Source organism: Stenotrophomonas sp. Marseille-Q5258 (assembly GCF_946900935.1).
Taxonomy (GTDB): Bacteria; Pseudomonadota; Gammaproteobacteria; order Xanthomonadales; family Xanthomonadaceae; genus Stenotrophomonas; species Stenotrophomonas nematodicola.
Genome location: NZ_CAMPPN010000010.1, coordinates 24,573 through 36,755 on the forward strand (window position 1 = coordinate 24,573; position 12,183 = coordinate 36,755).

Annotated in this window: 10 protein-coding genes and 5 tRNA genes; 5 read left to right on the forward strand and 10 right to left on the reverse strand. The window is 67.2% G+C overall.

Annotated elements, in window-relative coordinates; all coding sequences use genetic code 11:
- Positions 1–49 precede the first annotated feature (49 nt).
- The 6 genes from OC534_RS07840 to OC534_RS07865 form a co-directional block, all read right to left on the reverse strand.
- Entirely contained in the window at positions 50–1,351 is a 1,302-nt protein-coding gene (locus tag OC534_RS07840) for a chloride channel protein (protein WP_262071666.1), read from the reverse strand.
- Between the two features lie 220 nt (positions 1,352–1,571).
- Positions 1,572–1,647, reverse strand: a tRNA-Lys gene (locus OC534_RS07845).
- 124 nt (positions 1,648–1,771) lie between these two features.
- Positions 1,772–1,847 (reverse strand) — tRNA-Lys (locus tag OC534_RS07850).
- Positions 1,848–1,928: 81 nt separating this feature from the next.
- A tRNA-His gene (locus OC534_RS07855) sits at positions 1,929–2,005 on the reverse strand.
- Between the two features lie 35 nt (positions 2,006–2,040).
- Positions 2,041–2,117 (reverse strand) — tRNA-Arg (locus OC534_RS07860).
- A gap of 45 nt (positions 2,118–2,162) precedes the next feature.
- Positions 2,163–2,239 (reverse strand) — tRNA-Pro (locus OC534_RS07865).
- 179 nt (positions 2,240–2,418) lie between these two features.
- Here OC534_RS07865 and OC534_RS07870 point away from each other — a divergent pair.
- Positions 2,419–3,177: a Bax inhibitor-1/YccA family protein gene (locus OC534_RS07870; protein WP_017357323.1), complete on the forward strand. Its 759-nt coding sequence runs from the start codon at positions 2,419–2,421 to the stop codon at positions 3,175–3,177.
- 53 nt (positions 3,178–3,230) lie between these two features.
- On the opposite strand, the gene OC534_RS07875 is transcribed toward OC534_RS07870, so the two are convergent.
- From OC534_RS07875 to grxC, 4 genes are all read right to left on the reverse strand, one after another.
- Positions 3,231–3,986: a sulfite exporter TauE/SafE family protein gene (locus OC534_RS07875; RefSeq protein ID WP_136005569.1), complete on the reverse strand. Its 756-nt coding sequence runs from the start codon at positions 3,984–3,986 to the stop codon at positions 3,231–3,233.
- 97 nt (positions 3,987–4,083) lie between these two features.
- Complete coding sequence (locus tag OC534_RS07880) at positions 4,084–5,091, reverse strand: isocitrate dehydrogenase (RefSeq protein WP_136005567.1); 1,008 nt, start codon at positions 5,089–5,091, stop codon at positions 4,084–4,086.
- 218 nt (positions 5,092–5,309) lie between these two features.
- The gene (locus tag OC534_RS07885; RefSeq protein WP_017357320.1) at positions 5,310–5,702 is read right to left on the reverse strand and encodes a carboxymuconolactone decarboxylase family protein; all 393 of its coding nucleotides are present in this window, start codon (positions 5,700–5,702) and stop codon (positions 5,310–5,312) included.
- Positions 5,699–5,998 (reverse strand): glutaredoxin 3, encoded by a 300-nt coding sequence (grxC, locus tag OC534_RS07890; protein WP_017357319.1) that lies wholly within the window; start codon positions 5,996–5,998, stop codon positions 5,699–5,701. The genes OC534_RS07885 and grxC overlap by 4 nt, the downstream gene beginning before the upstream one ends.
- Positions 5,999–6,150: 152 nt before the next feature.
- Here grxC and OC534_RS07895 point away from each other — a divergent pair, with 152 nt between their 5' ends.
- From OC534_RS07895 to ppk1, 4 genes are all read left to right on the forward strand, one after another.
- A complete protein-coding gene (locus OC534_RS07895) occupies positions 6,151–7,791 on the forward strand; it encodes a M48 family metalloprotease (RefSeq protein WP_136005563.1) in 1,641 nt (546 codons plus the stop codon).
- A 133-nt stretch (positions 7,792–7,924) separates the two neighbouring features.
- Positions 7,925–8,614, forward strand: a complete 690-nt coding sequence (gene phoB / locus OC534_RS07900; RefSeq protein ID WP_017357317.1) for a phosphate regulon transcriptional regulator PhoB — start codon at positions 7,925–7,927, stop codon at positions 8,612–8,614.
- A gap of 83 nt (positions 8,615–8,697) precedes the next feature.
- A complete protein-coding gene (gene phoR / locus OC534_RS07905) occupies positions 8,698–10,038 on the forward strand; it encodes a phosphate regulon sensor histidine kinase PhoR (RefSeq protein WP_136005559.1) in 1,341 nt (446 codons plus the stop codon).
- Positions 10,035–12,116, forward strand: a complete 2,082-nt coding sequence (ppk1, locus tag OC534_RS07910; RefSeq protein ID WP_017357094.1) for a polyphosphate kinase 1 — start codon at positions 10,035–10,037, stop codon at positions 12,114–12,116. The genes phoR and ppk1 overlap by 4 nt, the downstream gene beginning before the upstream one ends.
- The last annotated feature ends 67 nt before the right edge of the window (positions 12,117–12,183 follow it).

Here is a 12,183-nt window from a genome sequence, read left to right on the forward strand (position 1 = left end):
CTGTGCATTGTTGCAGGCGGACGCACAAACAGGAAGATCATCACCTTGCTTAACCGGCCGCCGGCGGCGTTGCGGCGGCGGTGGGTGGCGGCATGGCCTGCTGCAGCCGGTCGGCCAGGGCCCGGTAGATCGGCGTGCGGCATACCCACGACGAGGTTGCCCGCGCGACGAGCACCGCCGCCAGAATGGGCAGCAGCAGATCGCTGGTATTGGTGAGCTCCAGCGAGATCACCGCAGAGGTCAGCGGCGCCTGGGTCACGCCGGTCAGATAGGCGCACATGCCCAGCACCACCACCGCCGCCGGGTCCACCCCCGGCAGGAGCGCGGCGAGGTTGTGGCCGATGCCGGCGCCCACCGCCAGCGCAGGTGAGAACAGCCCGCCCGGGATGCCGGCAGCGTAGGAGACCAGGTTGGCGGCAAACTTCATCAGCCCGAACTCATGTCCGACCAGGGCCTGGCCCTGCACCAGGCCCCGCGCCTGTTCGTAGCCGGTCCCGAACGCGCCGGCCCCGAACACCAGGCCGAGCAGCGCCAGCAGCAGGCCACAGCCGGCGGCGAACAGGACCGGACGGGCCGTGCGTGCGCGGCCGAGCCAGCGCGGCCGGCCATCCATCACCGCCAGCACCAGGCGACTGAACAGACCGCCGCCCAGGCCACCGACCACACCGCACAGCAGGACCGCCACCCAGCCGATGCCCAGCGGCAGCGTCGCGCCCACCCGGCCGAAGTAGGTGTAGTTGCCCAGCAGCCCGAGCGAGACCACGCCGCCGACGATCACGGCCGTCAGCAACGCGCCGGAGAAACGGTGCTCAAAACGCCCGGACAGCTCCTCGATCGCGAACACCACGCCGGCCAGCGGGGTATTGAACGCGGCGGCGATGCCGGCTGCGCCGCCGGCCAGCAGGAAGTGGGTGGCCTGGCGCGGATCGCGGAAGCCCAGCGCGCGCCCGATCACGTACATGAGGCTGGCACCGACGTGGACGGTTGGCCCTTCGCGCCCCACCGACGCACCACCGAACAGGGCCAGCACGGTCAAGCCGAGCTTGCCGACGGACACCGGCAACGACAGATTGCGCTGGCGGAACGCGGCATCGGGCGTATCCAGCGCGGCAATCACCTGCGGGATACCGCTGCCGCGGGTGGGCCGCAGCACGCCCTGGGTGAGCCACGCCAGCACGGCGAACACCGTCGGGGTCAGCAGCAGCGGCCACCACGGGGAAGCATCGTAGATATGCCGGAACAGGGCGAATGCCGCGTCGCTGGCCTTGGCAAACAGGATCGCCGCCAGCGCGACCGCGACCGCCCCGCCCCACAGGGCCAGCCGTTCAAGCCACTGGCGCCGCGACCCCAGCCAGCGGGGAGAGGGAGTAGGTGAAGGCGCGTCCACGCCCACATTGTTTCACCGCCCGGCTCCACGCGATGTGCAGGGGCTGGCGACAGAGCCGACCGGATCGGGGCATCGGACGGACGCTGCCGCGCAGTCGCGGGGCTTTGCTGCAGACAGTGCGTGGGCTGCTGTCCGGGTCCAGGAAAAGAAAAAAGCCGCCTGGCGGACCAGGCGGCTTCTGTCTTGGTGGGCTGTCAAGGATTCGAACCTTGGACCTATTGATTAAGAGTCAACTGCTCTACCAACTGAGCTAACAGCCCGAAAATCGGGAGGCGAATTATGCAGGAATCCTGGCGATGGATGCAAGCACTTTGTTTGAACGGCAGAAAAACCACCGTGCCGGCAAAGAAAAAAGCCACCCGGCGGACCGGATGGCTTCTGTCTTGGTGGGCTGTCAAGGATTCGAACCTTGGACCTATTGATTAAGAGTCAACTGCTCTACCAACTGAGCTAACAGCCCTGAAAACGCAGGCGCACATTGTAACGTGACTGCCCTTTTTTGCAACCCTGATTCACTTTCGGTGAACCAGGTTCTGATCAGTGGGGTGGCTGAGGGGATTCGAACCCCCGACCACCGGAATCACAATCCGGTACTCTAACCAACTGAGCTACAGCCACCACTGAAACCTTTGCTTCCTACCGCTTGCACCGAATGGCGCGCCCGACAGGAATCGAACCTGTAACCGCCGGCTTAGAAGGCCGGTGCTCTATCCAGTTGAGCTACGGGCGCTCGATCCGGATTGTCGCATTTCCAATCCCGTTCTGAGCAGCGGATTGGTCGGGGTAGAGGGATTCGAACCCCCGACATCCTGCTCCCAAAGCAGGCGCGCTACCAGACTGCGCTATACCCCGGCGGTTTTGTTTCCCTCCGAGGTTCCCCCCGAAAGAGTCGGCTATTGTGGGAATCAGCGAGGCATCTGTCAACGGTTTTCACACATCGATTCACCTGTCGCCATCGACTCCCCCTCCTTCGGCTATCCTCGACACAGCGGCCGGATGGCCAAACCGTACCCCTTTCAAGGAGATTGACAATGCGCAGCGGTAATCCCGCCCTTTCCGAGTCGACCTTCCTCGACCTGGCCAGCGGCTCGGTCGTGAGCTCACCCGACCAGGCGATGACCATCAATGGCACGGTCAACAAGACCGGCATCCTGCTGTTGCTCACCGTGCTGACCGCTGCGTTCGCCTGGAGCCAGACCGTTGGTGCCGATGGGCAGATCGCGCCGGGCGCGATGATCTACGCCGTCGGCGGCGCGATCGGCGGCCTGGTGCTGGCGCTGGTCACGGTGTTCAAGAAGGCGTGGTCGCCGGTGACCGCGCCGCTGTACGCACTGGTGGAAGGCTTCTTCCTCGGCGCGATCTCGGCCGTGTTCGAAATGAAGTTCCCGGGCATCGTGTTCCAGGCCGTGCTGCTCACCTTCGGCACCCTGTTCGCCCTGCTGGTGGCCTACCGCACCGGCCTGATCAAGGTCACCGAGAACTTCAAGCTCGGCGTCGTGGCCGCCACCGGCGGCATCGCACTGCTGTACCTGGCCTCGTTCGTGCTGGGCTTCTTCAACATCAATGTGCCGGTCATCCACGAAGCCAGCGGCTGGGGCATCGCCTTCAGCCTGTTCGTGGTGGTGGTGGCGGCGCTGAACCTGGTGCTGGACTTCGACTTCATCGAAACCGGTGCCGCCGCGCGCGCGCCCAAGTACATGGAGTGGTACGGCGCGTTCGGCCTGATGGTCACGCTGGTGTGGCTGTACGTGGAGTTCCTGCGCCTGCTGTCCAAGCTGCAGAGCCGCTGAGCGCCGCACCCTCACCACGGAAAAGGGCGCCTGCGGGCGCCCTTTTTCGTTGATCAGCCCGCGCGTGCCAGCAGCGCCGGCACCGACGAGGCGAGCAGCGCCACGCCCGAGGCGGTGAGCAGGCCCAGCACGATCTGCCGGAAGCGTGCCTCGCTGATGCCGACGTACAGCTTTGCGCCGAACAGGGTGGGCAGCAGCATCGCCGGTGCGACGATCGCGAACAGGGGCAGCACCTGCCGGGTGACCACACCGGTCGCCAGGTAGATGCCCATCGTCACCAGCAGCATGGACAGGTTGAAGTTCTGGACAATGGCGCGCTGGGCATCCTTGTCCATGCCACGCAGCGTGCACCACAGCGTCGGCAGCGTCCCGGTGAAGCCACCGATGCCACCCAGCACGCCACCGGCCATCCCCACCGCCGCATCCGCGATCCGACCGCCGGCGGTGACCCGCGGCAATGCGCGCGCCATCAGCATGGCCGGGCACCAGATCACCAGCAGCCCGCCGAGCAGCGCCTTGAACCAGTCCATGTCCAGGTGCGGCAACACGGCCACGCCGAGCGGAATGCCGGCCAGGCCCCCCAGCACGAACGGCAGCAGCCGCTGCAGCTCGAAGCCGCGGCGCACGGTGAAGGCCGCCAGCACCTGCCCCACCAGGGCGCCGAACACCGACAGGGTCGCCGCCAGACGCGGATCCAGGGTCCATGCCCAGAACGACATGGCGACCAGGCCAAAGGCGAACCCCGACAGCCCCTGCACGAATCCCGCCACGATCGCGCCCAAGGCCACGATCAGATACACCGACTCCATTGCCTTGCTCCTGTCGCACTGCGCGCCGCGTGCGACGCAAACGCAACGGGGCGCCCGAAGGCGCCCCGCTGGAGGTACCAGGCGATGCCAGGACCGCTTACAGGCGGCTGGCGATGGCCTGGGCGAAGCCCATCGTGTTGCCGGTGCCGCCGAGATCGCCGGTCAGCGAATCCTTGGCTTCCAGCGTGGCCACGATGGCCTTGCGCAGGCGCTCGGCGTTCTCGGTCTGGCCGACGTGGTCCAGCATCTGCGCGGCGGCGAGCAGCAGCGCGCACGGATTGGCCTTGCCCTGGCCGGCGATGTCCGGGGCGGTGCCGTGCACGGCTTCGAAGATCGCCGCGTTCTCACCGATGTTGGCGCCCGGGGCCAGGCCCAGCCCGCCGACGAGGCCGGCGCACAGGTCGGAGATGATGTCGCCGAACAGGTTGGTGGTGACGATGATGTCGAACTGCTCCGGACGCATCACCAGCTGCATGCAGGCGTTGTCGACGATCATTTCCTGGAACTCGATGTCCGGGTACTTGGCCGCCACTTCGCGCGCCACGGCCAGGAACAGGCCCGAGGTCGACTTGATGATGTTGGCCTTGTGCACGGCGGTGACCTTCTTGCGGCCGGTGCTGCGGGCCAGCTCGAAGGCGTAGCGCACGATGCGCTCGGAGCCCTTGCGGGTGATGCGGGTACCGGAGAAGGCGGTTTCGCCGTCGGCCGAGACTTCCTGGCCTTCGGCCAGGTAGGCGCCTTCGGTGTTCTCACGGACGGTGATCAGGTTCACGCCGTCGCCGAAGCGCGACTTGGTGTTCGGGAACGAGGTCGCCGGACGCACGTTGGCGTACAGGTCGAAGTGGCGACGCAGGCTGACGTTGATCGAGGTGAAGCCACCACCGACCGGCGTGGTCAGCGGGCTCTTCAGGGCGATCTTGTTGCGTGCGATCGATTCCAGCGTGGCCGCCGGCATCAGGTCGCCGTGCTTTTCCAGCGCGACCAGACCCGCGTCGGCGTCTTCGTATTCAAAGCCGGTGTCCAGCTTGCCGAGCACGAACAGGGTAGCGTCCATGATCTCCGGGCCGATGCCGTCACCGCGGATGACCGTGATTTTCTGCGTCATTTGATCTGTTTCCGAACCGAGGGGGAGCGCCGTCCAGCAGGTGCGGAAAGCACCGGCGCAAGGGAAGTTTCACCCGCAATTATGCCTGACCCGGCCCGGGGACCCCAAATCAGCCTTTGGTCCAAGACCGCAGGCCGTACCGGCCTGCGCTTGGCACCTGCCGGTACGGTGGCGGAGAGACAACCGGTGGCGCCCGACCGCCGGCCGGACAGTTCCGGTCAATGTTCGTGAACGGCCGGGGCGGCGGCGCCACCTTCGAGCTGGTCCAGGAAGTCCACCGCGCGGCGCAGGTGCGGAATCACGATGGAGCCGCCGACCACCAGACCGACCGAGAAGGTCTCGAAGAACTCCTCGCGGGTGACGCCGGCGTCCTTGCACTGGGCCACGTGGTAGCTGATGCAGTCGTCGCAGCGCAGCACCATCGAGGCGACCAGACCGAGCAGCTCCTTGGTCTTCACATCCAGCGCGCCGGCCTGGTAGGTCTGGGTATCCAGCGCGAAGAAGCGCCGCACGACCTGGTTGGGCTCGCCGAGGATGCGCTGGTTCATGCGCTGGCGGAATTCGGTGAATTCGGCGATGCGGTCCCGGCTGCCGTCGTCGGCCGCGCTCATGCCTGGCCCTCGCCGGCCAGCAGCGGTTCGAGCTTGCCGGCGCGGTGCAGCGCCATCATGTCGTCGTAGCCACCGACGTGAACCTCGCCGACGAAGATCTGCGGCACGCTGGTGCGGCGGGTCCTGGCCATCATTTTTTCGCGCTCGACCGGGTCCAGGTCAATCCGGACTTCGGTCCAGTCGCGGCCCTTGCTCTTGAGGAAGTTCTTGGCCGCCACGCAATAGGGGCAGACCGCGGTCGAATAGATGGTGATGGCGGGGGTGCCACCCGGGGTGGAAGCGACATCTTGGCTCACGGGAAACTCCACAGCGGAACGAGTGTCTGTATATGGTAGCGGCCCGCTGGAATTTCCACGTCACCGCCGCAACACTGTGGATTAACCATAGATTTGCAGGCCCCCTGCCACCCTGTACCAGCTGTACCTGCCCACCCTTCCAGGAGCTTCGTTTGCGCCCTCTGCTGCTTTCCGCTGCGTTGACCCTGGCCTTGGCCGTGCCACTGGCCTCGGCCCAGGACAGCAAGCTGCCGGACATCGGCTCCTCGGCCGGCGAACTGCTGACCCCGGCGCGCCAGGCCGAATACGGCGGGATGATGCTGCGCGAACTGCGCAACTATGGCTATCTGCTCGATGACCCGCTGGTGGACGACTGGCTGCAGACGATGGGTGCACGGCTGGGTTCCAACAGCGCCCAGCCGCGGCAGCCCTACACGTTCTTCATGCTCAAGGACCGCCAGATCAATGCCTTTGCCACGCTGGGCGGCTACATCGGGGTCAATGCCGGGCTGGTGCTGACCGCCGAGCGCGAAGACGAGGTGGCGGCGGTGCTGTCCCACGAAATCGCCCACGTCACCCAGCAGCATGTGCTGCGTGGGGTCGAACGCGCCCAGCGTGACCAGATTCCGATCCTGCTGGGCATGCTGGCGGCGGTGGTCGCCGCGCAGCAGGCCGGGGGCAACTCCTCGGGCGATGCGACGATGGCGGCGATCACCTCCGGCATGGGCCTGATGCAGCAGCGGCAGATCAACTACACCCGGTCCAATGAATCCGAAGCCGACCGGCTCGGCATCCGCACCCTGGCCCGCAGTGGCTACGACGTGGATGCGATGGCCGGCTTCTTCGAACGCATGTCCGCCTCGATGCGGGGCAACGCCGGCGGCTATTCGGTGCCGGACTTCCTGCAGACGCATCCGGTCACCACCACCCGCATCAGCGAGGCCAAATCCCGGGCCGAGCAGATGAAGAAGGACACCGTGCTGCTGACCACCGCCGTACCCGGCGGCGTGCGCGAGGAACGCGTGGACCCGGCCGACCCGGCGCTGTCCGATCCGCTGGTCCGGCGCAACAATCCGCTGCTGCCGGCGTCCATGCAGGTCTCGGTGACCACGCTCAGCCGCGGCGCCACCGGGCAGTTCGAGTGGGCCCGCGAGCGGCTGCGGGTGCTGAGCGCCGACACACCCGGCGATGTGCTGAAGGAATATGAAAACCTGCAGCGCGCGCAGAAGGACGGCCTGACCGAGCCCCAGCGCTATGGGCTGGCCCTGGCCCGGCTGCGCAGCAGCGCCGCCGGCCAGGCCCGCGACGACCTGCAGGCCCTGCTGCGCGATCACCCCGACAACCTCTGGGTGGCGCTGGCCCTGGGCGAGGCCGAATCCCGCGCCGGCCAGCCGGCCCAGGCCAACGCCCGTTTCGAGGCCCTGCTGCGCCAGCATCCCGGCAGCCGACCGGTGGCGTTGACCTTCGCCGCCATCCTCAATGAGCAGGGCGGGCGCGAGGCCGGGCAGCGCGCGCAGGCGATGCTGCGTCCGCTGCTGTCGCAAAGTGGTAATGATCCGGTGTTCCAGACCCGTTTCGCCCGGGCCAGCGAACTGGCCGGAGACACCACCCGCGCCAGCGAGGCCTATGCCGAAGCGGCGTTCCTCAGCGGCCGGCCGGAGCAGGCGTTGATCCAGCTGCAGGCGCTCAAGCGCCAGCCCGCGCTGGACTATGTGGGCCGCGCACGGGTGGATGCCCGCATCGAGGCGATCACGCCGACGGTGCTGGAAATGCGCCGGCAGGGTATCCAGGACCCCGATCTGGACCGGCGCTGAGCCGGCCGCCGCCCCGGTCCACATGACCGGCCGATGGCACCGGGCACCGATACCGCCCCGGTCGTCACAAACATGTCATGAAACCGTAGTCTACTGGGCTCAATCCCGGTCTGATAAGCATTACGGTGGGCACGTGCAGAAACGCATCCTGATCGTCGACGACGAACCCGCGATCCGCGAAATGGTCGCGTTCGCCCTGCGCAAGGGCGATTACGACCCGATCCACGCCGGCGATGCCCGCGAGGCCCAGACCGCCATCGCCGATCGCGTCCCGGACCTGATCCTGCTGGACTGGATGCTCCCGGGCACCAGCGGCCTGGACCTGGCCCGGCGCTGGCGCAAGGAGGCCCTCACCCGTGAGGTGCCGATCATCATGCTCACCGCCCGTGGCGAAGAAAATGACCGCGTCGGTGGGCTGGAAGCCGGCGTGGACGACTACGTGGTCAAACCCTTCTCGGCGCGCGAACTGCTCGCGCGTATCCGGGCGGTGATGCGCCGTGCGCGCGACGATGACGAAGACGGCAGCGTGGCGGTCGGCACGATCCGTATCGACGGCGCGGCGCACCGCGTGTTCGCCGGCGACCAGCCGGTGCCGATCGGCCCCACCGAGTACCGCCTGCTGCACTTCTTCATGACCCATCCCGAGCGGGTCTATACCCGCGCGCAGCTGCTCGACCACGTGTGGGGCGGCAGCGTGTATGTTGAAGAACGTACCATCGACGTGCACATCCGCCGCCTGCGCAAGACGCTGGAGCCGTTCGGTGCGGAGAACATGGTGCAGACCGTGCGCGGCGCGGGCTACCGTTTCTCCACCGCCACCTGATTCCAGCCCGTCCAGCGCGGGGCAGATCCTCTTGATTCAGCCGGGCAGAGCCCCGCGCTACGGACACTTTTTACGAGACTGTAATGCCGCGCCACATCCGTTCCGCCTGGTTGAAAACGCTGGCTACCCTGGCCACCCTGCTGCTGGCGGCCGCCGTTCTGGGCCTGCTGCTGGGACAGGTGTGGATGTGCATCGCGCTGGCGGCCATCGGTGCGCTGGCCTGGCATTACTGGCGGCTGCGGCGGGTGCTGCGCCGGCTGACCGCGCGTCATCGCTGGGATGTGGGCGACGGCACCGGCGTGTGGAATGAGCTGGACCGGCTGCTGTACCGCAACCAGCTGGAAATGCGCACGCGCAAGCGGCGCCTGCTGGACATGCTGCGCAGCTACCGCGCCGCCGCCGCGGCGCTGCCCGACGCGGTGGTGGTGGTGGATCGCAACAGCCAGCGCGTGCAGTGGTTCAACGAAGCGGCAACCTCGCTGCTCGGGCTGCACCATCCTGGCGATCTCGGCGAGGCGCTGGTCGAACGCCTGCAGCCGATGCCGCTGGCGCACTGGCTGGCGGGCGGCCGCAATGCCGAGCCGATCCTGGACGTGCCATCGCCGGTGGACCCGGCGATCCGCCTGAATCTGCGCCTGATTCCCTACTCGCCCGACTACTGGCTGCTGATCGCGCGCGATGTGAGCAAGCTGCTGCGACTGGAGCAGGTGCGCCGCGACTTCGTCGCCAATGTCTCGCACGAACTGCGCACGCCGCTGACGGTGGTGCACGGCTACCTGGACATGATGGACCCGGAGGATTTCCCCGGCACCGGCCCGATGCTGGAGGAGATGCGCAAGCAGTCCCAGCGCATGGCCCAGCTGGTGGAAGACCTGCTGACGCTGTCGCGGCTGGAATCGCAGGAACATACCGAAGAAGAAACGGTGGCCATGACGCCGATGCTGGCCACCCTGCGCCGCGAGGCCGAGGCGCACAGCCAGGGCCGCCACCAGATCAGCATCGTCGACAGCGCCGGCGTGGACCTGCAGGGCTCCAACAAGGAACTGCACAGCGCCTTCTCCAACCTGGTCACCAACGCCGTGCGCTACACGCCCGCCGGTGGCCGCGTCGAGGTGGTACTGGCACGCGAAGGCGACGGCGCGGTACTGTCGGTGCGCGACAGCGGCTACGGCATTCCGGCCAACCACCTGCCGCGCCTGACCGAGCGCTTCTACCGTGTCTCCAGCAGCCGTTCACGCGAAAGCGGCGGCACCGGGCTGGGCCTGTCGATCGTCAAACACATTCTCGGCCTCCACCACGCCCGCCTGGAGATCCAGAGCGAGGTCGGCAAGGGCAGCGTGTTCTCCTGCCACTTCGATGCCGATCACGTGCGCGCGCGCAATGAGCTGGCCTCCCTTCCCTCTTCCGAGGACTTTTCCGCATGAGCAATCTCGTTCCAGCCGTTGTGAATGTGGACAGCGACCCGCTGCGCGACCCCGCGCTGTACATCAACCGCGAGCTGTCCCAGCTCGACTTCAACTTCCGGGTGTTGGCCCAGGCGCTGGATACCCAGGTGCCGCTGCTGGAGCGCCTGCGATTCCTGTGCATTTCCTGCACCAACCTGGACGAGTTCTTCGAGATCCGCGCCGCCGCGGTGCGCCACGCGCAGGAATTCGGTCTGCCGCCGGCCCCGGACGGCATGAGTCCGCAGGCGATCCTCAACGCCATCCACGACCGCGCCGCGCAACTGGTCGATCAGCAGTACCGCTGCTGGAATGACACGCTGCGCCCGGCCCTGCACGAGGCCGGCATCGACGTGCTCGGCCGCCACTCCTGGAACCATCGGCAGAAGCGCTGGCTGCGTGCCTACTTCCGCAACGAGATCATGCCGGTGCTGTCGCCGCTGGGCCTGGACCCGTCGCACCCGTTCCCGAAGATCCTCAACAAGTCACTGAACATCGTGGTGGTGCTCAAGGGCACCGACGCGTTCGGCCGCGCCGGCCACCTGGCCATCGTGCGTGCGCCGCGCTCGCTGCCGCGCATCATCCAGCTGCCGGAAAAGCTCGGCGGGGGGCAGACCTATGTCTTCCTGTCCTCGGTGCTGTCCACCTTCGTGGACGAGCTGTTCCCGGGCATGGAGGTCCAGGGCGCCTACCAGTTCCGCGTCACCCGCAACTCCGAACTGGTGGTGGACGAGGAAGAGGTGGAGAACCTGGCGTTGGCGCTGCGCGACGAGCTGGTCGACCGCGGCTACCGGCCTGCGGTGCGGCTGGAGATCGCGCAGGATTGCCCGCGCGACATCGTGCGCACCCTGCTGCAGAACTTCGGGCTGACCGAGAACGCGGTCTACCGCATCGACGGGCCGGTCAACCTCAACCGCGTGGTCCAGCTGTACGATCTGCTGGCCCGCCCGGACCTGAAGTACCCGCCGATGAGCCCGCGCACGCTGCGCGACAGCGACGGCATCTTCGAGGTGGTGGCGCGCAGGGACGTGCTGCTGCACCACCCGTTCGACGCGTTCACGGCCGTGCTGGATCTGATCAAGCAGGCCGCGATCGACCCCAACGTGCTGGCGATCAAGCAGACGCTGTACCGCACCGGCAAGGACTCGCTGATCGTCGATGCGCTGATCCAGGCCGCGCGCAACGGCAAGGACGTCACGGTGGTGGTCGAACTGCGCGCGCGCTTCGACGAAGAGGCGAATCTCGGCCTGGCCGATCGCCTGCAGGAAGCCGGCGTGCAGGTGGTGTACGGCGTGGTGGGTTACAAGACCCACGCCAAAATGCTGCTGATCGTGCGTCGCGAAGGCCGCAAGCTGCGTCGCTACGTGCACCTGGGTACCGGCAATTATCACAGCGGCACCGCACGCGCCTACACCGACCTGAGCCTGATCACCGCCGATGCCGATATCGGCAACGATGTGCACCTGCTGTTCCAGCAGCTGTCCGGGCTGGCCCCGCGGATGAAGCTCAAGCGCCTGCTGCAGTCCCCCTTCACCCTGCACACCGGCGTGCTGCAGCGGATCGAACGCGAAACCCGGCTGGCCGCCAGCGGACGTCCGGGCCGGATCATCGCCAAGATGAACGCACTGAACGAACCCCAGGTGGTGCGGGCGCTGTATGCCGCCTCGCAGGCCGGCGTGCAGATCGACCTGATCGTGCGCGGCGCGTGCACGCTGCGTCCCGGCGTGCCGGGGGTGTCGGACAACATCCGGGTGCGCTCGATCGTCGGGCGCTTCCTGGAACACAGCCGGGTGTACTGGTTCGGCAACGATGGCGCCGCCGAGCTGTACTGCGCCAGCGCCGACTGGCTGGAGCGCAACCTGCTGCGCCGGGTCGAGACCTGTTTCCCGATCCTGGACCCGGAACTGGCACGCAAGGTGTACCGCGATGTGCTGCAGAACTACTTGGATGACAACCTCAACGCCTGGGAACTGCACGCGGACGGCAACTACCACAAGTGCGCCCCGGCCCATGACGAGCCGCCGCACTCGGCGCAGATGGCGTTGATGCAGGGTCTGTAAGGGGCCCCTCGAGGCAGCGCGGTGTTCCGGCCATTGGCCGGCCCTGTCACGCGACACTGCGTCGCAT